The 22,304-nt window shown below is 48.2% G+C and carries 15 protein-coding genes; 11 read left to right on the plus strand and 4 right to left on the minus strand.

Annotated features, from left to right (window positions below):
• Positions 1 to 67 precede the first annotated feature (67 nt).
• From CIL02_RS15325 to CIL02_RS15355, 7 genes are all read left to right on the plus strand, one after another.
• Positions 68 to 1,660 carry a xylulokinase gene (locus CIL02_RS15325; protein ID WP_094403057.1) on the plus strand — a complete coding sequence of 531 codons (1,593 nt, stop codon included), beginning with the start codon at positions 68 to 70 and terminating at the stop codon, positions 1,658 to 1,660.
• A 108-nt stretch (positions 1,661 to 1,768) separates the two neighbouring features.
• Positions 1,769 to 3,793 carry a transketolase gene (locus CIL02_RS15330; protein ID WP_094403059.1) on the plus strand — a complete coding sequence of 675 codons (2,025 nt, stop codon included), beginning with the start codon at positions 1,769 to 1,771 and terminating at the stop codon, positions 3,791 to 3,793.
• A 153-nt stretch (positions 3,794 to 3,946) separates the two neighbouring features.
• On the plus strand, positions 3,947 to 4,390 hold the full coding sequence (locus tag CIL02_RS15335) for an RpiB/LacA/LacB family sugar-phosphate isomerase (RefSeq protein ID WP_094403061.1): 444 nt from the start codon (positions 3,947 to 3,949) through the stop codon (positions 4,388 to 4,390).
• Positions 4,391 to 4,756: 366 nt separating this feature from the next.
• A complete protein-coding gene (locus tag CIL02_RS15340; protein ID WP_094403062.1) occupies positions 4,757 to 5,203 on the plus strand; it encodes a DUF6249 domain-containing protein in 447 nt (148 codons plus the stop codon).
• A 20-nt stretch (positions 5,204 to 5,223) separates the two neighbouring features.
• Positions 5,224 to 5,682, plus strand: a complete 459-nt coding sequence (locus CIL02_RS15345; RefSeq protein ID WP_371589581.1) for an RNA polymerase sigma factor — start codon at positions 5,224 to 5,226, stop codon at positions 5,680 to 5,682.
• On the plus strand, positions 5,675 to 6,070 hold the full coding sequence (locus CIL02_RS15350) for a hypothetical protein (protein WP_094403065.1): 396 nt from the start codon (positions 5,675 to 5,677) through the stop codon (positions 6,068 to 6,070). The genes CIL02_RS15345 and CIL02_RS15350 overlap by 8 nt, the downstream gene beginning before the upstream one ends.
• Before the next feature lie 24 nt (positions 6,071 to 6,094).
• Positions 6,095 to 8,791 (plus strand): outer membrane beta-barrel protein, encoded by a 2,697-nt coding sequence (locus CIL02_RS15355; protein WP_094403067.1) that lies wholly within the window; start codon positions 6,095 to 6,097, stop codon positions 8,789 to 8,791.
• A gap of 95 nt (positions 8,792 to 8,886) precedes the next feature.
• On the opposite strand, the gene CIL02_RS15360 is transcribed toward CIL02_RS15355, so the two are convergent.
• The 4 genes from CIL02_RS15360 to rfbC all read right to left on the minus strand — a co-directional run bounded on the left by CIL02_RS15360 (position 8,887) and on the right by rfbC (position 14,526).
• Positions 8,887 to 10,119, minus strand: coding sequence for a hypothetical protein (locus CIL02_RS15360; protein ID WP_141210272.1), 1,233 nt, complete (start codon positions 10,117 to 10,119; stop codon positions 8,887 to 8,889).
• 22 nt (positions 10,120 to 10,141) lie between these two features.
• A complete protein-coding gene (gyrA, locus tag CIL02_RS15365) occupies positions 10,142 to 12,757 on the minus strand; it encodes a DNA gyrase subunit A (protein ID WP_094403071.1) in 2,616 nt (871 codons plus the stop codon).
• A 340-nt stretch (positions 12,758 to 13,097) separates the two neighbouring features.
• The gene (locus CIL02_RS15370; RefSeq protein WP_371589583.1) at positions 13,098 to 13,895 is read right to left on the minus strand and encodes a DUF4738 domain-containing protein; all 798 of its coding nucleotides are present in this window, start codon (positions 13,893 to 13,895) and stop codon (positions 13,098 to 13,100) included.
• An 82-nt stretch (positions 13,896 to 13,977) separates the two neighbouring features.
• The gene (gene rfbC, locus CIL02_RS15375) at positions 13,978 to 14,526 is read right to left on the minus strand and encodes a dTDP-4-dehydrorhamnose 3,5-epimerase (protein ID WP_094403075.1); all 549 of its coding nucleotides are present in this window, start codon (positions 14,524 to 14,526) and stop codon (positions 13,978 to 13,980) included.
• Positions 14,527 to 14,761: 235 nt separating this feature from the next.
• Between rfbC and rpsA the strand changes: the two genes are divergently transcribed.
• The 4 genes from rpsA (at position 14,762) to CIL02_RS15395 (ending at position 22,297) form a co-directional block, all read left to right on the plus strand.
• Positions 14,762 to 16,531 carry a 30S ribosomal protein S1 gene (rpsA, locus tag CIL02_RS15380; RefSeq protein ID WP_094403077.1) on the plus strand — a complete coding sequence of 590 codons (1,770 nt, stop codon included), beginning with the start codon at positions 14,762 to 14,764 and terminating at the stop codon, positions 16,529 to 16,531.
• Between the two features lie 298 nt (positions 16,532 to 16,829).
• Complete coding sequence (locus CIL02_RS15385) at positions 16,830 to 17,072, plus strand: hypothetical protein (RefSeq protein WP_141210273.1); 243 nt, start codon at positions 16,830 to 16,832, stop codon at positions 17,070 to 17,072.
• A 196-nt stretch (positions 17,073 to 17,268) separates the two neighbouring features.
• The gene (locus CIL02_RS15390; protein ID WP_170935128.1) at positions 17,269 to 17,961 is read left to right on the plus strand and encodes a hypothetical protein; all 693 of its coding nucleotides are present in this window, start codon (positions 17,269 to 17,271) and stop codon (positions 17,959 to 17,961) included.
• Between the two features lie 64 nt (positions 17,962 to 18,025).
• Complete coding sequence (locus CIL02_RS15395; RefSeq protein ID WP_141210275.1) at positions 18,026 to 22,297, plus strand: hypothetical protein; 4,272 nt, start codon at positions 18,026 to 18,028, stop codon at positions 22,295 to 22,297.
• Positions 22,298 to 22,304: the final 7 nt, after the last annotated feature.

Consider the following 22,304-nt stretch of genomic DNA (forward strand, 5'->3'; position numbering starts at 1 on the left):
AAGAATAACTTCTCAGCATAACTCCCCTCATAACTCCCCCTCATAACTCCCCAAATATTACAAAGAAATGACAGCAAAAGAAACTATCCAGCAGGGAAAAGCCATCCTCGGCATCGAGTTTGGCTCTACCCGCATCAAGGCTGTCCTCATAGATGAGGAGAACAAGCCTATAGCACAGGGCAGTCACGACTGGGAAAACCAACTCGTGGACGGACTGTGGACATACAGCGTAGAGGCTATATGGTATGGACTTCAGGACTGCTACGCCAACCTGCGTGCAGACGTACTCAAACAGTATGATACAGAAATAGAAATCCTCGCAGGCATCGGTGTCAGCGCCATGATGCACGGCTACATGGCATTCAACGAGAAGGAGGAAATACTTGTTCCGTTCCGTACCTGGCGCAACACCAACACCGCCAAGGCTGCCGCTGCCCTGTCGGAGCTGTTCGTATACAATATTCCTCTCCGTTGGAGCATTTCCCACCTCTATGAGGCAATACTCGACAACGAGGAGCACGTAAGTGACATCAACTATCTCACTACCCTTGCCGGTTTCATCCACTGGCAGATTACAGGCAATAAGGTTCTCGGCATTGGCGACGCATCAGGCATGCTGCCAATAGACCCAGAGACCAAGCAGTATAACGCCGAGATGGTTCGCAAGTTCGACGAGCTGATTGCTCCTAAAGGCTTTAGCTGGAAGCTCCTCGACATTCTGCCAAGGATACTTGAGGCTGGCAAGAACGCAGGCTTCCTCACTGAGGAAGGTGCGAAGAAGCTCGACGTTTCCGGCCATCTCAAGCCCGGCATTCCCGTATGTCCTCCCGAGGGTGACGCAGGAACAGGTATGGTTGCCACCAACGCTGTCAAGCAGCGCACAGGTAACGTATCGGCCGGAACATCATCATTCTCAATGATTGTTTTGGAGAAAGACCTGTCCAAGCCTTACGAGATGATTGACATGGTGACCACTCCTGACGGCTCACTCGTAGCCATGGTTCATTGCAACAACTGTACTTCCGACCTCAACGCATGGGTAAATCTTTTCAAGGAATATCAGCAGCTGCTCGGCATACCTGTTGACATGAACGAGGTGTTTGGCAAGCTCTACAACAATGCCCTTACCGGTGATGCAGACTGTGGTGGCCTTATCTCTTACAACTATATCTCCGGCGAGCCAGTAACCGGACTTGCCGAAGGCCGTCCGCTCTTCGTGCGCTCAGCCAAAGACAAGTTCAACCTTGCCAACTTCATGCGCGCACATCTCTACGCATCTGTAGGTGTATTGAAGATAGGAAATGACATTCTCTTCAACGAGGAGAAGATCAAGGTTGACCGCATCACAGGCCATGGCGGACTGTTCAAGACCAAGGGTGTAGGCCAGCGTATTCTCGCAGCTGCCATCAACTCACCAATCTCTGTAATGGAGACAGCAGGCGAAGGTGGTCCTTGGGGTATGGCTCTCCTGGCCTCATACCTCGTCAACAACAAGGACAATGAGACACTTGCCGACTATCTTGAGAACAAGGTGTTTGCGGGCAATACCGGTACAGAGATTGCTCCGACACCAGAAGACGTGGCTGGCTTCAATGCCTACATTGCCAACTACAAGCGCGGTCTCGCCATAGAGCAGGCTGCCGTAGAAAACAAGAAGTAAAAACCACAACCTTGAAATAGTGCGGATGGCCGTTGTCATAATCAAGTAGTAATCTCCCTGTATATGGGATAAATCAAGAAACACAAGTATTATAAACCTTTATAAATTATGAACGATAACCAAGTAATGATGCGTGCAGCAGACAATATCCGTATACTCGCTGCATCAGCTGTAGAAAAGGCAAAGAGCGGACACCCGGGCGGCGCCATGGGTGGTGCAGACTTCATCAACGTACTCTATAGCGAGTACCTGAAGTACGACCCCGAGAACCCAGAGTGGGTAGGTCGCGACCGCTTCTTCCTCGACCCAGGCCACATGGCTCCAATGCTCTATTCACAGCTTACTCTTATCGGTAAATTCACACTCGACGAGTTGGCACAGCTCCGTCAGTGGGGCTCACCTACTACAGGTCACCCGGAATTTGAGATTGCACGCGGCATTGAAAACACATCTGGTCCTCTCGGACAGGGTCATGTCTTCGCTGTAGGTGCTGCCATAGCAGCCAAGTTCCTTGCCGCTCATACCGGCAACCCCACCTTCGACAAGGAGACCATCTATGCCTACATCTCTGATGGTGGCATTCAGGAAGAAATCTCTCAGGGTGCAGCCCGCATCGCCTCTGTGCTCGGCCTGGACAACCTCATCATGTTCTACGACTGCAATGACATCCAGCTCTCTACTGAGACCAAGGATGTCATGAACGAGGACACAGCTGCAAAGTATCGTGCTTTTGGCTGGGAGGTATTCGAAATCAACGGCAACGACATTGACCAGATTCGCGAGGCTCTCGACAAGGCAAAGAAGGTAGAGGGCAAGCCTACCCTCATCATCGGTAAGTGCATAATGGGTAAGGGTGCCCTGAAGGCCGACGGTTCTTCTTACGAGGCCAACTGCAAGACCCATGGTGCTCCTCTCGGTGGCGATGCCTTCGTCAACACCATCAAGCATTTGGGTGGCGACCCAGAGAACCCATTCCAGATATTCCCCGAGGTTAAGGAACTCTACGCCAAGCGTGCTGAGGAGCTCAAGGCCATCTGCGCTGAGCGCTATGCAGAGGAGAAGGCTTGGGCTGACGCCAATCCCGAGAAGGCTGCCCAGCAGGCAGACTGGTTCAGCGGCAAGGCTCCGAAGATTGACTGGAGCAAGTGCGTACAGAAGGACAACGATGCCACACGTAGCGCATCAGCTGCTTGTCTGAGCGTATTGGCACAGCAGGTTCCAAACATGATCTGCGCATCTGCCGACCTCTCCAACTCCGACAAGACCGATGGCTTCCTGAAGCAGACAAAGGCTCTCGTAAAGGGCGACTTCAGCGGAGCATTCTTCCAGGCTGGTGTAGCCGAGCTCACCATGGCATGCTGCTGCATCGGTATGTCTCTGCACGGAGGTGTCATCCCAGCTTGCGGTACATTCTTCGTATTCTCCGACTATATGAAGCCAGCTGTTCGTATGGCTGCCCTCATGCAGTTGCCTGTTAAGTTCATCTGGACTCACGACGCATTCCGCGTAGGTGAGGATGGTCCTACCCACGAGCCAGTTGAGCAGGAGGCACAGATCCGTCTGATGGAGAAGCTGAAGAACCACTCTGGCAAGAACTCTTGCCTCGTGCTCCGTCCTGCTGACGCCAAGGAGACAACTGTTGCATGGGCTATGGCAATGGAGAACACAGATACTCCTACAGCTCTTATCTTCAGCCGTCAGAATATCAACAACTTGCCCGAAGGCAACGACTATGAGCAGGCTCGCAAGGGTGGCTACGTGGTAGCCGGCTCTGACGACAATCCTGATGTTGTACTCGTAGCTACAGGTTCTGAGGTATCTACACTCGTCAGCGGTGCTGAACTCCTCCGTAAGGATGGCGTTAAGGTTCGCATCGTGAGTGTTCCTTCTGAGGGCCTGTTCCGCACACAGAGTGCTGAATACCAGCAGAGCGTGATACCTGCAGGCGCAAAGGTGTTCGGTATGACAGCCGGTCTGCCAGTCAACCTTCAGGGCTTCCTCATTGGTGCTGCTCCAGAGTCAAAGATATGGGGCCTCGAAAGCTTCGGTTTCTCTGCTCCATACAAGGTTCTCGACGAGAAACTCGGTTACACTGGCCAGAACGTTTACGAGCAAGTTAAGGCAATGTTGTAATTGACAAGAAGCCTCACCCCCTACCCCTCTCCAAAAGAGAGGGGAGCAAAATGGCTTAGTGGTGATGTAACACAGACTTTGGTCTGTTATCTCTCCTTCATTTTGTGTAGGTGCTGAATGGTGAGGCTTTTTTACTTGTTAACTGAAGTAATTATGGACATTAAGACCATAGGCATAGCCAGCGACCATGCTGGCTATCAGCTTAAGCAGTACGTAAAGCAATACCTCGATGAGCACGGCATAGCATATAAGGACTATGGCACCCTCAGCGAGGAGAGCTGCGACTACTCCGACTTCGGACATGCCCTTGCAAAAGGCATCGAGCAGGGAGAGGTGTTCCCGGGAATAGCCATCTGCGGCAGCGGTGAGGGCATCAATATGACTCTGAACAAGCATCAGTCCATCAGAGCCGGTCTGTGCTGGATACCAGAGATTGCTCATCTCATCCGCCAGCACAACAATGCCAACGTGCTTGTCATGCCAGGACGTTTCATAGACAACGACATGGCAAAGAAGATTATGGATGAATTCCTCAACACGGAGTTCGAAGGCGGCCGTCATCAGCGTCGCATCGATAAGATTCCTGTATGTGAATAACTTTTTATCAGCATTCATTCAGACCTTCTAATAATCATGGGGAGGCATTCATCAAGGGCTACGGCCCCTGTTGATTGCCTCCCTTTTATTTTGTATCCACAAAGTTAACTGACTTCGGCACAGATACGTGAAAAAGGTAAAACATATACATGACATTGGCAACGCAGATACGTGAAAAAGGTAAAACATATACATGACATTGGCAACGCAGATATATGACATAAGTCAGAGAATACTTGCCATAAAAAAAACGATGGAGTTTTTTGACTCCACACGTCACTTTTCTGTCGTTTTATTCGTTATATATATGAGCAAGCTCAAAAGAGAACGATAAAAACATTGTATAACAGATAAAATGTAGAAAGTATGAAATTGGGAGAAACGTTAGTCTTCTTAGGGATTTTTGTAGTGCTTCCGACCATCATCGTTTGGTTGGTGTTACGCTACAAGAAACACGAGACCGACAAAAGGGCCGAAATGGCTTTGGCTGCCATCGAGAAGGGCTCTGACCTGAACTTGGAAGCATTCTTCAGGAAGATGAACCCGCCGAGCCGCACCATCAAGGAGAAACTGCTGGACAAATTGCTGTGGGGCTGCATCTTCACCATTTTTGGCGTGTGTATCTATATGGCATTGGCTGTGTTTGGGATGGTCATCGACAGAGTCAATAATGATATGTTCATCCTCCTATCCATGGTGGCAGTACCCTCATTAGGTATTGGCATCGCTTTTCTCATTAATTATTTTGTGGGAAAGAAGGCTCTGAAGCAAGAGATGGAGGCAGAATTGAAGCACATGCAGACGAAGGAATGAACCGCGAGCGATTCATAGCATTGATCCGAACTGAACAGAAGTCGCTCCGGCGGTTCCTTCTCGCCCTCTGCTGCGGCAACAGGGATGAGGCTGACGACATTGCACAGGATGCACTGGTCAAAGCCTATCTCGCTATCGACAAGCATGAGGACCAAGGGAAAGACACGGCTTGGCTCTATCGAATTGCATACAACACGTTCCTCGACACCAGCCGCAGCCGACGCACCCTGCATCCGATAGAAACGCTGAACGAACAGCCCGACTCCTCATTTGCTGCCGACCGCGACTTCCGTTATCAGCCGCTCTATATGGCTCTGGAGCAGTTGCCTCCCAAGGAACGCTCCGCTATTCTGCTCTACTATATCAAAGGCTATTCCGTCCATGAGATTGCCGACATCGTGGACGCAACGGAGGATGCCATAAAACAGCAACTCTCGCGTGGACGCAACAAACTTAAAACCCTTCTGAAAGATGAATGACGACATAAGACTACAGGCACTTTTCGACAGTTTCCAGCCGACGCCGACCGACAGCGATCTGTTCACCGAACGGCTGGAAAGGAAACTCGCCCTCATCGATGAAATCCGACAGGCGCAGGCTGCTCAGATACGCCGGTATCGCATGGTTGTTGCAATAGCCTTTGTGACAGGTATTGTCATCGGAGGCGGAACGTTGGCATTCATCCTTAATGCGCCGACAGATGTTCCGCTGTTCACTTTCGGCATCAACTTCTATCCCCTGCTTTTGATAGAGCAGAACAGTCGCATCATTTCCGCTTTTTTATCCTCATTGATGATTACCACCTGCATCATCGCCATGCTGAATACTGACGACATGGCGAGGAGAATGAGAAGAAAAAGCATCTAAAAATATCTTATAACATATACACTTATGAAGCAAGGATTTATCATTCTCGCTACAGTTGTCGTGTGCCTTCTCCAGGCGCAAGACCTGACAGCAGATACTATCAAGGGACGTGTGGTGGATGCCGAGACATACGAACCGCTACAAGGAGCAAAAGTATTGTTCAAAGAGGAAGCCATCAGCACTGGAGGTACCGAAATAAGCGTTGTCTATGCTGACAGTCTTGGTAGATTTATGTATACATGCCGTAAAGAAATGTCGAAACTGACCATCATGGCGAGTCACTTCGGTTATCACAGCCACTCTGTAAAACTTAACGGAAACAACGATCGTGACACCATCTCTATAGAAGACTTTTGCCTGCAGATGGACGAGCATCTGCTGGAAGAGGTTACAGTAAGGGGGAGTGCCCGCAGGTTCTACATGCGTGGCGACACAGTTGTGTTCAACCCCAGTGCCTTTCGTACAACAGACGGAGCACGACTGTTGGAACTTATAGAACAGCTGCCAGGTGTGAGCATAAGGGAGGGTAAACTGTTGTGGAATGGCGAACCGCTGAAGCTGATGGTTAACAGCAAAGAGGTGCTCAGTGAGTCCATGTTGACCAATCTGTTGTCTGTGGAGTCCGTGAAGGACATCAAAGCATACGACAAGCAGAGCGAGCTTACCGAGCGCACCGGCGTGGCAGACGGAAAAGAAGAACATGTGCTTGATGTAGCCATCAAGCCTGGTTTCATGGACAAGATATTTGGTGACACGGAGTTGAAGGGAATGACAAGCGGCAACTACGCAGCACATCTGAGAGCCATGCGGATGAGCGATACCGACCCGCTGATGTTCTATGTCTGTGTAGCCGATGACCCGAAGGTGATTAGCATAGCCACGCTTCAACGAAACGGTTCATGGCAAGGCGACACTCCCGTTCGCCAGCAAACAGGCGCCATTGGCTATGGACACTGTTGGAAACATGACTTCAAGGTACGTCAGCAGAGCAACTGGAACATCAATGTAGGTGCCAATCATACGGACATAACGCATGACAGTTGGGAAAACCGCCAATCATTTATCCCTGACAACGCGGCCACAGCAACCAATAAGACAGCAAATGACTACCATCACGAACTGAAAATACCTGTAGATTTCAATTCGTTCTTCAATCTGAGTCCTAACTCCATGCTGGCTGTAAATGCTAACATAACATACCACAATGAGCAAAAGATGGAGGAGAACAAGGGACAGACATACAATATCGACACGCCTGAACAGCTGATAAACACTTCCGACTACCATGCCCTGAACGACAAGAAAGGAATGTCTTCCAGTTTAGAGGCCACACTGTTCAGTTTTGTTGGAAAAACACAATATGGAGCTATGGCCCAGGTATCATATGACAACCAGAAAAGCGACGGGGCTTCAACAGGAATATACCAGTATTTACAAAATGGGACATCACAGACCGACCATCAGACATTCCAAACCCCTATACATAACCTGAATGCGGAACTGGGACTTGGAATCAGCAGGCCTCTGGGTAAGCAGCTGATGGTGTCAGCAGAATGGAGAACGACTTACCTCAACAGATATCACGACGAGCAACGTCGTAGAGCTGACACGCTTGACCTAGCCAACAGTCTGAAACGAAAAGACAAAACTTGGCAAAACATGTTCGGCATCAATGCCAATATCACATACGGGAAATTCCATCTCAGCCCTAATTTCCAAATCACTCATTGGCATGAACAGACAAACTATCAACGAGGAAATACTCTCGACACCATAGCCACCCGCTCACAGCTGCTTTGCAAACCATCATTGAGGCTTACTTACAAACTGAAGAAGCAAACGCAGCTGCGCGGAAATATTGTATACGAGAGTCAACGTCCAGACCTTGTTGACTGCATAGGCTATCGGGATGACACAAATCCACTCTGGGTTATTGATGGGAACCCGCATCTCAAAACATCTCACACACTGAGTGCCGACCTCGCATTTTCAACCATGCTCTCACATGCCAACCAGGTTGTTGACATATCCGTTGACTATACTAAGAACCATGCCCCAATAGGTACAGTCTACAGTTTCAACTCCGCTACGGGAGCCTATCGTGTTCAAAAAAGAAACTTGCGTGGCGGTCAGCGTTGGGGAGCATCACTGACATACGAACGTACTCTTGGCGAAAAAATTCACATAAAAAACCATATAGCAGAAAGCATCGGCCAGACATACGGCATCATGACCATTGTTGACGACGTCGCAGGCATGAATTATAACCGCCAGCTCAATTCAGACTTCACATACAATCTTAAGCTGGAATACACTGACGGGCCATTCATTCTCCGACTAAACAGCAACTTCTCCTGGCATCACTACACATACAGCAATTCTGTCCAAACTCTGCAGGATATCCTCAACTTTCATGCTGATGCCAACGCTCAATACAAATTGAAGTCGTGGACATTCTCGTTCCACCCCTCATTCCGCATTGACCATGGTTATATGGCAGATGCAATGAACAAAAGCCGCTTCCTGCTCAACGCCAACGTCAACTATAGTTTCATCAAGAACAAAGCCACTATCATTTTCCATATCAATGACATATTCAATAAGGACACCCGCTATAGCAGTACAGTAACGGCAACAACACGTACCGAGGGCGGTTCCAGCTTCCTTCACCAATATGCCTCCCTGACATTCAATTACAAGTTTGAGGCGAAGAAGAAATAGGACAAGAAAAACCTCCCCATCTTCCTTTGTGGAGTATGGGGAGGTTTTAGAATATGCTATGAACCAACTACTAACTAAGGTTCATTTTTGCGTTTTTAGAATCCGAACTTTTCCTTAATCTCAATGGCGCGTGAGTCATTGTAGCTGAATACCGAGCCGTAGCATACATACAGGAAGTATGCCCAAGCGGTATTGTTGTCCGGGTCAAGGTCTCTTGCCTTCTCAAGCAATGGGAGAGCCTCCTGGAAGAGGGCACGCTGCTCTGCACGTACCTCTATGAGACCAGCCTTCTTGCAAAGGCACTGTCCAAGACCTGCGAATACGAATGCCTGTGAGCCGTCGCTTGCCTCAAGCAGGGCCTTGTAAGCCTCGATGGCAGGATCCCAGTTTTGTGTCTCTGTCTCCCGGCTCACCTTGTCGGCAATATCCTGTGCGCGGTATGCGAGTGCGAGGAAGTCCTTTGGGTTCTTGGCCAGCTGCCTGTCCACGAGGTTGTTGAGCTCAGCTGTCATATTTGCTGCATTGTAGAGCTTGCACAATACGCTGAAGGCAACGGCGCTGTTCTTGGCTGTGTAAAGGTCCTCGAGCTTCTTGATATAATTGAGGGTGTCAGCCTTCGAGTGCAGGTTCCTTCCTGCCACCTCAAACTTGGCATTCTCAGCCTTGTCGTGGTATGCAGAATCCTCGAGTGCGATGTCGAAATAGCGGTCTGCCATCTTGAAATCATTGGCACGCTGTGCGTAGGCACCGGCATAGAAAGCCACCTGACCAAGGAAAGGCTCCTTGGGAAGAGAGCTGAACAATTCAGCGCTGCGGCTGTCGAGGAACATGCTCCAATATTTCAGCAGGCCGCTCTCGTCACCATGTCCGTCAGCCCACTGTCCGGCATTGACAAGCTCTATACGTGCCTGAGAGAGCTTCTGCAGACGTTCCGGATTCTCACGGTAGAGAATCTTTACCTTACCCTTTGCATCAGGCTTGCCGTCATACTTGTCACACTCAACGGCAGCTTTCACCGCATTGTATGCGTTGTTATAGTAGGCGGCAGTGTCATATGGCTTCTGCTCTTCCTTCATGACCATAGCCTTCTGGTTCTCACCAATGAGCACGGATATTTCCTCAAACCCCTTGATGGAAAGCTCATAGAGCTTGTTGTAAGCTTTAGCCTTCTCGGCATCAGATGCGAGCTGGCTCAAAGAGCTGTTAAGGAGGCTTTCGGCCTCAGCATAAGTCTTGGCCTTCATGATTGCCTTGAGGGCATCACTATCGGCGGCAAAGGCTGATGATACTCCCAGTATCATGGCAGCCATAACGACAATTTTCTTCATAAGCTTGAAAGTTATAAATTTATTATTCTTGTGTTTCTGTTTCGTTTTCCTCGATGTCATCAGCAGGATTGTCGATGTCATCAGTCTGTGCAGGTGCAGACGTGTCCTGCCTCATGGCATCAGTTTTCTGTGCCCATTGTGCCCTGCTCTCCTCTTCCACGGTAGCCTCAAGCTCTGAGCTCATCACCTTGCAGACACTTGCTATGACATCATTCTTCTTGGCGAGATTAATCAGTCTCACACCCTGTGTAGCCCTGCCCATCACACGGCAGTCGGCAACGGCGAGACGTATTACTATGCCGCTCTTGTTGATAATCATAAGGTCGTTCTGGTCGGTGACGTTCTTGATGGCGACGAGGCGTCCTGTCTTGTCGGTAATGTTGAGCGTCTTCACACCCTTGCCGCCACGGTTGGTCTTGCGGTAGTCCTCAACAGACGAGCGCTTGCCATAGCCTTCCTCGCTGACCACCATCACGGTCTCGGTCTCCGAATCGTTGACCACTATCATGCCGACAACCGCATCGTCTCCATCGTCAAGGCGCATACCCCTGACACCCGTTGCCGTACGGCCCATAGTGCGGATGGTCTCCTCGTCGAACCTCACTGCCCTACCGTTGCGGTTGGCCAGGATAAGTTCGTTGTGTCCGTTGGTGAGCCTTACGTCTACAACCTCGTCGCCATCGGCGATATTTATGGCAATGACGCCATTGGCCCTTGGACGGGAGTAAGCCTCCAGCGGAGTCTTCTTAACGGTACCGTTCTTTGTTGCGAAGACCACATAGTGGGTATTGATGAAGTTCTGGTCCTCAAGTCCGCGTCCACGCAGTCTGAGGAATGCATTCACGCTGTCATCGGCATCAATGTTGAGCAGGTTCTGAATGGCTCGTCCCTTCGATGTCTTGTCGCCCTCCGGTATCTCGTAGCAGTGCAGCCAGTAGCAGCGTCCCTTCTTGGTGAAGAAAAGCATAATCTGGTGCATGGTGGCAGGATAGATATATTCCGTGAAGTCCTTTTCACGTGTGTGGGCTCCCTTGGCTCCAACACCGCCACGAGCCTGCTCACGGAATTCAGAAAGGGCCGTGCGCTTGATGTATCCAAGATGGCTTACAGTTATGACAACAGGGTCATTGGGATAGAAGTCCTCGGCATTGAACTCGTGCTCGTCAGGAATAATCTCCGTACGGCGCTCGTCACCATATTTCTGCTTCACCTCAAGCAGCTCGTCCTTCATAACCTTCTTGCAAAGCTCTGGGTCGCTGAGTATCTGCTGGAAGTATGCTATCTGTCTTTCGAGTTCTTCATACTCTGCGTGCAACTGGTCCATACGCAGGCCCGTGAGCTGCGAGAGTCGCATATCGACGATTGCCTTCGACTGCAGCTCGTCTATGTCGAACCTCTTCTCCAAGTTTGTCTGAGCCTCGCTTGGTGTCTTGCTTGCGCGGATGATATGTACAACCTCGTCGATATTGTCGCAAGCAATGATGAGACCTTCCAGAATGTGTGCGCGCTCCTGTGCCTTCTTCAGGTCGTACTGTGTACGCCTTATGGTAACGTCATGCCTGTGGTCAACGAAGTGTTTTACACACTCTACAAGGGTCAGCAGCTTTGGACGTCCCTTTACCAATGCAATGCAATTGACTGAGAACGAACTTTGCAGGGCAGTCATCTTGAACAGCTTGTTCAGTATGACATTGGCGTTGGCGTCACGCTTCACGTCTACGACGATACGCATACCCTGACGGCCTGTCTCGTCGTTTACATTAGAGATGCCCTCAAGCTTTCCTTCCTTCACCAGCTCCGCAATGTACTCTATCAGCTGCTGCTTGTTGACACCATACGGTATCTCCGTAACGACAATCTTGTCATGAGTCTCCTCGCTCTCAATCTCAGCCTTGGCTCTCATGACTATACGGCCACGTCCAGTCTCGTATGCCTCCCTAACACCCTGCAGACCATATATGTATGCGCCCGTCGGGAAGTCAGGAGCCGGAATGTACTGCATCAGCCCCTCGGTATCAATCTCAGGATTGTCTATGAACGCGCAGCATCCGTCTATCACCTCCGAGAGGTTGTGGGTTGGCATATTGGTAGCCATACCCACGGCGATACCATTACCGCCATTAACCAGCAGGTTAGGTATCTTTGTCGGCATCACGGTAGGCTCGAGCAGCGAGTCGTCGAAGTTGTTCGTCATGTCGACGGTGTCCTTCTCAAGGTCGTCCATTATCTGCTCACCCATCTTGGAGAGCCTACACTCCGTATACCTCATGGCAGCCGGAGAGTCTCCGTCAACGCTACCGAAGTTACCTTGTCCGTCGACAAGCTTATAACGCATATTCCACTCCTGTCCCATGCGCACGAGTGCGCCATAGACAGAAGAGTCACCATGTGGATGGTACTTACCAAGCACCTCTCCGACGACGCGCGCACACTTCTTGTACGGCTTGTCGCTGGTGTTTCCTATACCGAGCATACCATATAATATACGGCGGTGAACAGGCTTGAAGCCATCCCTTACATCAGGGAGGGCACGCGCCACGATAACCGACATGGAATAGTCAATATAGGAAGACTTCATTTCCTCCTCAATATTAATCTTGAGGATGCGGTCTTGGTCAATTGTCTGATTTTCGTCCATTGAGTTTACTAAATGATTTTTGTGTAAGATTAACGAGAACGCCGTTTATTTTCGTTCTAAGACGTTTAGCACTCTCTAACAGGGTTCAAATTTACTGCTTTTTTTTCAATAAGGAAAACTTTTCTGTGTTAATTTAGCTTTTAAAATGTTTTTTGACAGAAAAAGCCCACCTTCACTTGAAGAACTTATTTCCCATTCACACCTAAGCCCTGTTTCTACCTTTGTAAAAACAGGGCTTAGAAATCATAAAAATGCTGTCACAGACGCATGGATAAACTATTTCACGAAAGGCAACGAGACCCAACAGCCACATGCCTAAAAACATATTGCCGGACGCCGGCTATTCCTGTCGGTTCATGACAATCCTGCCATCGAATCCCACAAGTACCTCAACCTCATAGGTAAGGTTTGTATCGCCTACTCCAAGTATTGCTGTATACCTAATGCCATCGTTATCCAACTTCTTGAATATCAAGTCACTTAATATAGCCTGATTAAGAAACTGTTCAGGAACATAATCAGCAAACTGCTGCTTGCGGAAGTCACCAGAGAAGAGCTTCCTTGCCCCGTTGAAGACATTGAGGTTGACAATATTGTCATAGTACACATTATCAACAGCAACACCCTCGTCGTTATACGTAGACCTGACAACCTTATACGTCGTGGGGTTCACCTGTATGTAGCAATGATAACGTTCGGTACCATTCGTAATAACGGTATCACGTTTTATGAGCTGGTTCTGATTTAGTGGTTGGGCCTTTTTGCCCTCAAAAGAGTAATCATCGCTTGGGTCCTCGCTCTTCACCAGCCTTACCTGTTCACCATTCTGGTTGGCAAATACAAAGAGATGAGGTGACTGCTTCTGTATAGGGTATTTCACAACGCTGGCTCCATAAAGGACAAACGTGTCACCAACTATCTTGAAATACACAGGTAAGCTTGTTGTATCAGGGTAATAAACAGTATCGCCCTTAACCTTAAAAACGACATCACCGGCATCATCGTTGAGCCAAATTCCCTGCAACAGCTTCTTAGCCTCAGCATTCTCCTTTGGCTTAACCTGTTGTTCCACCTTCTTCTCGCCACACGCCACAAACAACATGACCAGGGCAAAAACTGATAAAACTAAACTTTTCAAAGTTGCTCTAATTTATATTGATGATGAGACAGCCTGTTCCCATCATTATACTTGAGTCTACACATTATTATATTAGCACACTCTACTCGAAGACCTCGGCATCGCACAACGAGCGGCCTCTAAGGTCCTTCTCGCTTGTAACAACGTCCTTCGGGTCAATGGGCCATTGAATGCCGAGAGTCTCATCGTTCCATCTGATGCTGGCCTCTTGCTGTGGAGCATAAACGTTGTCAACCTTATAAGTAAACACGGCCTCATCACTCAGAACAAGGAAACCGTGCGCAAAGCCGCGTGGTATGAACAGCTGGCGCTTGTTGGTCTCGCTCAATTCCACCATCACATGCTTCCCGAAGGTAGGAGACGACTTGCGTATATCAACAGCCACATCGACAACCCGGCCCTTGATAACCCTCACAAGCTTGGCCTGCGAGGCATCTCCCTTCTGGTAATGTAATCCGCGCAATACTCCGTACGACGACTTCGACTCGTTGTCCTGTACGAAGTCAACCATTCCCACGTGAGCCTCGAACTCCTCCTTCTTCCAGGCTTCCATGAAATAGCCTCTGGCATCGTCGAACACCTTTGGTTCGATTATCCAAACACCCTTTATATCAGTCTCTATGTATTTCATAATTAAGTGCAAAGTTAAGCATTTTATATCAAAACCCTACCAACAGACTATTAAAAATAGCTAAATAAATGACTATCACAGAGAAAAACAAGCCACAAGGCAAGATTTGCCGAAAAAGATTTTGCCAATCTAAATAAAAGTCGTAACTTTGCAGCCAATTTGTGGGCTATGTCCACATTATCAATTAACATAAAGTCTAACTTTATTAATTTAAAACTTTTATTTTTTAATTAACATGTCAAATTTAAAGAACGTCGAGCCATTACAGGATTTCAACTGGGACGAGTTTGAGAATGGCACAAGCGCAAGCGTCAGCAAGGATGTCTTGGAAAAGGCATACGATGAGACCCTTAACAAGGTATCAGAGCATCAGGTTACCGAAGGTACCGTAATCTCTGTAGACAAGAAGGAAGTAATTGTTAACATCGGCTACAAGAGCGATGGTATCATCCCTGCTTCTGAATTCCGTTACAATCCAGACCTCAAGGTTGGTGACAAGGTTGAGGTTTACGTAGAAAACCAGGAGGACAAGAAGGGACAGCTGGTTCTCTCTCACAAGAAAGCCCGCCTGAGCAAGAGCTGGGAGCGTGTCAACGCTGCTCTCGACAACGAGGAAGTTATCCAGGGTTACATCAAGTGCCGCACCAAGGGTGGTATGATTGTTGATGTATTCGGCATCGAGGCATTCCTGCCAGGCAGCCAGATTGACGTTCATCCTATACGCGACTACGACGTATTCGTAGGCAAGACCATGGAATTCAAGGTTGTGAAAATCAACCAGGAGTTCCGCAATGTTGTTGTTTCTCACAAGGCTCTCATCGAGGCCGAGCTTGAGGCACAGAAGAAGGAAATCATCTCTAAGCTTGAGAAAGGTCAGATCCTCGAGGGTACCGTCAAGAACATCACCTCTTACGGTGTATTCGTTGACCTCGGTGGTGTTGACGGACTCATCCATATCACAGACCTCTCTTGGGGCCGCGTAAGCGATCCTCACGAGGTAGTAGCTCTCGACCAGAAGATCAATGTCGTTATCCTCGACTTCGACGACGACAAGAAGCGCATCGCCCTTGGTCTGAAGCAGCTCACTCCGCACCCATGGGATGCTCTCGACCCAGAGCTCAAGGTTGGAGACCACATTAAGGGTAAGGTTGTTGTCATCGCTGACTACGGCGCATTCGTTGAGATTGCTCCGGGCGTTGAGGGTCTTATCCACGTATCAGAAATGTCTTGGAGCCAGCACCTGCGCTCAGCACAGGAGTTCATGCACGTTGGCGACGAGGTAGAGGCAGTAATCCTCACACTCGACCGCGAGGAGCGCAAGATGAGCCTCGGTATCAAGCAGCTCAAGGAAGACCCATGGGAGGCCATCGAGAACAAGTATCCTGTTGGCAGCAAGCACACCGCAAAGGTTCGCAACTTCACAAACTTCGGTATCTTCGTAGAGCTTGAGGAAGGCGTAGACGGCCTTATCCACATCAGCGACCTCTCATGGACCAAGAAGGTTAAGCATCCTTCAGAGTTCACTACTCAGGGTGCAGAAATCGAGGTTGTAGTACTCGAGATAGACAAGGAGAACCGTCGTCTGAGCCTTGGCCACAAGCAGCTCGAGGACAATCCTTGGGACACATACGAGACACTTTACACTCCAGGCTCTGTTCACACAGGTAAGATTACCGAGATGATGGACAAGGGTGCTGTCATCACTCTCAATGAGGGCGGTGAGGGCTTCGCCACTCCAAAGCACCTTGTTAAGGAGGATGGCACACAGGCACAGCTCGGTGAGGAGCTCGACTTCAAGGTAATCGAGTTCGTAAAGGAGACCAAGCGCATCATCCTTTCTCACTCACGCACCTTCGAGGAGGCTAAGGAAGAGCCGAAGCCAGCTAAGAAGCACAATGCAAAGAAGAGCGATGCACCTGTAATCAACAATGTTGCAGCAGGTACCTCACTCGGTGACCTCGATGTTCTTGCAAACCTCAAGGCAAAAATGGAGAAGGGTGAGTAATCCCCCTACCCCGTAACACATATTCAGAGAGGACATGTCAGCCGACATGCCCTCTCTTTTTTTGGATATAGCCAACCACTTTATTCCTGCCCCTTAACTCCTGACTACTTGCCGCCTTAGCTCCAGCCCCATTACTCGGCTCAGTGGAAAAACATGGACGTCACTCCTAAATGAAGGCAAAGCTTTGCGTAGGCAAATGCAAAGCTTTGCGTTGGCGGTTGCAAAGCTTTGCGATGGCGGTTGCAAAGCTTTGCGATGGCAGATGCAAAGCTTTGCGTGGGCGAATGCAAAGCTTTGCGTGAAAGTTGGACTGAACAGGCACAGAAATGTCTGTCCTATTCTGGATAAGAGAAAAGGGGAAAAAGACTCACCCTACGGAGTACTTAGCCCCCTGGAAATTTCTACTGAACCCATTACCCCTCCCACATCTATAAAATGTAGGAATTTATCAATAAACACAAAAATTTTATTGTCAAGCAACACTTATTTTCAAAAATTCTTTGTCGTTTACATAATTGTCACTAAATTTGCAGAAGAATAACAAAATTTATAAAGCGACGGCCAATGCATTACCCCATGTCAACATATTCATGTTGTATAGTAGCAACCCCTGTTAAGCGTACGGAGGGGGGGTAAATCTTTCGTGGAAAATAAAAATATACTATACTGATTAATGACCATTCCCAGTGCCATGCCGTCAAGGCATGGCACTGGGAATGGTTTTTTATTATTATCCTATGAAGAGACAACTAATAGTCATGGCGCTTGCCATATTGTCATCCTTTACCGCATCTGCCCAGGATTGGCAGATGGTAATCCACCGCAACGGACTCACTCCGCTGCGCATCAACGTTGAGACCATCGACAGCATAGCATTTGAACCGTCACAGGCAGAGAAACACGACTATACCGACCTGGGACTCTCGGTGATGTGGGCAACCTGCAATGTAGGCGCCGACATGCCGGAGGACTACGGCAACTACTTCGCATGGGGCGAGACCGAGACAAAGGAGACATACACTGAACAGAACTACAGTCTGAAGGTCAACGGGGTATACGACACGTCGATGACGGAGATATCAGGCACGCAATACGATGCCGCCACGGTGATGTGGCAGGATACATGGCGCATGCCAACCATTGAGGAGGTGGAGGAACTCGCCACGCAGTGTACATGGACATGGACGTCTGTCAACGGTATCAACGGATATAGGATAACGGGGCCGTCAGGACAATCGATCTTCCTCCCCGCTGCCGGACAGATGAGAGAGCAGGTGGTCAACGTAGGGTCTACGGGCTACTACTGGACCGGAACGCTTTCCGCCGAATACACCACGGCAGCATACAACCTCAACTTCACTGGCTACAGCGGCAGATGGAGCGCAAACCGAGCCTACGGCTTCTGCATACGGCCTGTATGCGACAGATAACGGACATACAAAATAACTAACACTGACAATATTATCTAAATAACAACCAAAAAACAATTATTTTATGAAAATTAAAAAACGATTGCTACACCATGTATGGCTATTCGCCATATTAATGGGATGGACATCATTAGCCCATGCGCAAACTGATGTCACAAGTAAGTACATTAAGAATGCCGGCTTCGAGGAGTCGCCTGTTACTTACACTAAAGCGAGTGGTACGACAGCACAGACCGATAGAATCGGTACAACAGGCAAGATCTACACTGTGACAGATTGGACTTATGCAGGTGTTTGTAATAATAATGCTGTCCAGATAGCCACGATAGAATATGGTTTTGAGAGTGCAGTAGATGGCACTAACAGTACAACACCTCCTACTGCTGACAACTTAGGTCAGACAGGAACAGCTCTTGCTATATCCGCAGGATGGGGAGATGATGCAATTATTGAGCAAGAAACCACATTGCCTCCAGGCGTATATTCATTAACTTATTATGTTAACAATCAATATACAAATACAGGTATTGCTGTTGACTTCACTGGTGTAAAGTTTGCAGACGGTACAACAAAAACAGGAACTTTATCATCTGCAACTCAAAATACCTGGACAGAGGGAAAAGTATATTTTAGCATTGCTAAAGAACAAAAAGTTACATTTCGGGTAGGTTTCACCACCTCTACGGGAGGTTCTGGTAATGGAGCTAAATTATATGTTGATAATCTTAAACTCCTCAAATACGACGATGAATCGTTTGACATGACCTCGTGGATAGCGAATGCAGGTTTTGAGCAAGGAACTGAAACAACAAGTGGTAACAAAATCAATAAGCCTTACGGATGGAACATTAATTACGTTGCAGCAGGTTGGCTTGACGGCTCTATTAATACTACAGCACCCAAGGAAGGTACAAAATTATATAATGCCTGGGCAGGGCAAATAACATCTATGGATATTTACCAAGAGATTGGGTTACCTGTAGGTAAATATCGCCTTTCGGGCGACTTGCGTATTGATAACACAAATAACATATCAGACCAAGGAGTATATGCCACTTATAATGGGAACACATATAAATCTGGCACAATAACTAATGTTGCAAGTACATGGAACAGTATTGATGGCTGGAACACCTTGTCGGTAGAGTTTTATATTAATGATGCTCCAGACTTAACACGTATAGGTATTTCCGGAACAGGAGAAGGAACGAGTTCTAAAGGATGGTTCCAAGTTGACAACATACAAATGCAATACCTCGGCAAGAACCTGCGTGACGGCTCTACACAAGCTACATCGGGTGTTTCCGCAACCGCCAATACATGGTATGCAATACAGGTTCCTATTGCAGGAACATATCAGCTTACCTCGTCTGCCGGTACACTTTACTACACACAAAACGGAGAGCTGATGCCTGATGACGAAAATGCTAAGACAACATCCGTTACAGAAGCTACAGACCTTGAGCTTACAGCCGGTTATCTTTACATCAACTCCACAGAAGCATCTACCGTCACTTTGGTAGCCAACAACAAGACTTACAATGTCGGTAACGCAACACCTTCTATCTCATACATACAAGCAGGGCAGACTGTAACCGTGACATACGCTGACGCAACCACCAATGACACTGAGGCAACCTTTGCCAAACTTACAGGTGACGTAACTCTCAACAATACGCCAATAGATGTAACAATCTCTGGTAACAGCTTCACTTTCACTGTGCCCGAAGGACTATCTCCAGCAACCAATTACGACTTGGTAATCCCTGCCGGCGCATTCGGATATGAAGGACAAACAACCTGTGCCGAACAGACCATCACCTTCACCACTCCTGCTGTTTTTGATGGCACATACTTCATCAAAGCAACAGATGCTACTTACATCTCTCGTGGTGCAAGATATGGTACTGAGGCTGCTCGCGACCCATGGGGTATAGCCATCAAAGTTGCTACAGACAACAACAACGTTACGACATTCACATTCATAGACAATGAAATGCCACTGGGTGTTGCTACTGGTGGAGATATCTATACAGACAACAATAGTTTGATGAAAGAATACACTCTGTCTGTCGTTGAGGGTGGATACACCATAAAGAACAATCAGTACAACACATACGTTACAGCAGGCACAAACAGTGACGGAAAACCTGTAGCCAACACTGCTGTGGAAGCATACGTATGGACATTAATCACTCCTGACACACACGCTACAGAGATGGATGCGCTGAAGAACGACCAGGCAGTCGAGGCTGTTAACAATGCCAAGACCTCAGGTGCAACAGGACTGGATGACGTCATTGACGTAGAGACGTTGAAGACAGCCTTGCTGTCATGGCCAGAGCCAAATGCAGTTGAGCTGCCGGCACTTAACAGCACTGAATTCTACCAAGCATCTGGAACTCGTTCTGCAGAGGTAACAATAACAAAAGCTGGTCTTTACAAGTTCTCCATGCCGGCATATAACCGTCCGAACAATCCCGACAAGGCATATAGTACATACCAAGATAATACGGATGCACTTACTGCCTACATTTTCATTGGCGATGCCAAAACACAGGTGCGATCTCTCTATAGCGAAACAGGAAAAGATGCAGCGACAACAAATTACACACAACCTACTGGCGCTACGCAATGGTGGCCAAACCAGACCTCTACCGGTACTGACGAATTCAACAATGGCAAATACGTGAACGAGGTATGGGTATGGCTCGATGCTAAAACATACTCTTTCGGTATAAGTCACGATGGTACGGGTAAATGTGGTGACTGGATATGGTTCGGCACACCTACGCTGACGCTTTATTCACAGAACCTCTATCCTGCTTTCTCTGAACTCTACGAGAAGTGCAAGCCGTGGACTGAAAGCGCAACAGCCGGCGACTATGTGGCTACATACAATTCATACGCAAGCTACGCTGACGGTACAGACAACACCACACTGCAGGAAGCCATCAACTATCTGAAGGCTAACTTCGATACATACGCATGGGACAATGCCAGTTTGGAACATCCGTATGACACCAAGAAGATAGTAAACCCGACCTACGATGACGGAACAACAGGATGGGATAAAACACAAAACTCAACAGGTGGTTATAGTGACGGTATTGACTCAAATGGAAATAACTATTACTATACGGCAAGTTCACAAGTCCGTCATGCCACAATCTTCCAAGAGAACATTACCCTTAAGCCTGGTGCATATCGTCTCTCCGCAAATATGTATGGCGATATATTGAACTCTACAAGCACATATATCTACGCTACAGATGGTGCTGTTGATCACTGGTCTGCTACTACATTTGCAGGAAATGTCTGGAAGGGATACCTAACAACGACTAACAAATGGACAAACGTAAGTTGTTATATTGTGCTTACAGAAGAGACCACACTTCGCATCGGTGCTCTTTCTTGGGGTGTAAACCAGAACGGAAACACAAAGGGTAACTTCAGGGTTGATGACTGGAAACTTGAATATGTCAAGTATTTCGTTGACAATGCTGATGGTGTGCTAAAAGCTTATGGAGAGGCTCCTCTTGCAGAGATTAACAGTAACATTTCAGCCAACACAAATGTTGTAGACCTGTCTGAAACTACTGGACTGTCAAATGCAGAAATTAAGACAACAGACAATCCAAACACGATTATCTATGCGAAATCAGGAGCTGTAAGCAACTCTAACAACGTGGTAGTAGACGGCTCATGTGCCAACCTCGTTCTTACCGACGGCCATCCTTTCAAGGCCACGAAGCAATTCACGGCCTCCAATGCCTCATACACCATGACAGCCGTGGCTGGTGGCAAGTTCGGCACCCTGATGTTGCCATTCGCTGTAACGACATTGCCGGGCAAGGCTTACTCACTCGACCAGGGCGTGATCTATGGTGGTGATATTTACGCAACCGAGGTTAATGCAATAGCAGCCAACTCTCCTGTACTCGTTACTGCTAAGGGAGATTACACAGCTACTGATGCATCTGTAGCGGCTACTGCCGACACAAACACCAACGGCGAGCTGGTAGGTACATACAAGGCGATGACTGCCGAAGAAAACAGCTTCGTGCTGCAGAAGCACGGCGATTACGTTGCGTTCTTCATGGTTAAAGATACCAAACCGACTGTAAACCCGTTCCGCGCATATATCAAGGCTCAAAGCGGTGCGGCTTCGAAGGAGTTCGTCAACGTGATATTCGACAGCAATACCACAGGCATAAGCAATGTCAACAACCAAGGCAACGCTGACAACGACATCATCTACGACCTCAGCGGACGCAGGGTGAACAAGGCACACAAGGGAGTGTATATAATCAATGGAAAGAAAATTGTAAAATAAAAAAACT

Origin of the sequence: Prevotella sp. P3-122 (assembly GCF_002251365.1) — a bacterium.
Taxonomy (GTDB): Bacteria; Bacteroidota; Bacteroidia; order Bacteroidales; family Bacteroidaceae; genus Prevotella.

Bases quoted from the DNA above. Each gene is read 5' to 3' on its own strand.
- CIL02_RS15325 (WP_094403057.1), top strand. From the start codon at position 68: ATGACAGCAAAAGAAACTATCCAGCAGGGAAAAGCCATCCTCGGCATC.
- CIL02_RS15330 (WP_094403059.1), top strand. From the start codon at position 1,769: ATGAACGATAACCAAGTAATGATGCGTGCAGCAGACAATATCCGTATA.
- CIL02_RS15335 (WP_094403061.1), top strand. From the start codon at position 3,947: ATGGACATTAAGACCATAGGCATAGCCAGCGACCATGCTGGCTATCAG.
- CIL02_RS15340 (WP_094403062.1), top strand. From the start codon at position 4,757: ATGAAATTGGGAGAAACGTTAGTCTTCTTAGGGATTTTTGTAGTGCTT.
- CIL02_RS15350 (WP_094403065.1), top strand. From the start codon at position 5,675: ATGAATGACGACATAAGACTACAGGCACTTTTCGACAGTTTCCAGCCG.
- CIL02_RS15355 (WP_094403067.1), top strand. From the start codon at position 6,095: ATGAAGCAAGGATTTATCATTCTCGCTACAGTTGTCGTGTGCCTTCTC.
- CIL02_RS15360 (WP_141210272.1), bottom strand. From the start codon at position 10,119: ATGAAGAAAATTGTCGTTATGGCTGCCATGATACTGGGAGTATCATCA.
- gyrA (WP_094403071.1), bottom strand. From the start codon at position 12,757: ATGGACGAAAATCAGACAATTGACCAAGACCGCATCCTCAAGATTAAT.
- rfbC (WP_094403075.1), bottom strand. From the start codon at position 14,526: ATGAAATACATAGAGACTGATATAAAGGGTGTTTGGATAATCGAACCA.
- rpsA (WP_094403077.1), top strand. From the start codon at position 14,762: ATGTCAAATTTAAAGAACGTCGAGCCATTACAGGATTTCAACTGGGAC.
- CIL02_RS15390 (WP_170935128.1), top strand. From the start codon at position 17,269: ATGAAGAGACAACTAATAGTCATGGCGCTTGCCATATTGTCATCCTTT.
- CIL02_RS15395 (WP_141210275.1), top strand. From the start codon at position 18,026: ATGAAAATTAAAAAACGATTGCTACACCATGTATGGCTATTCGCCATA.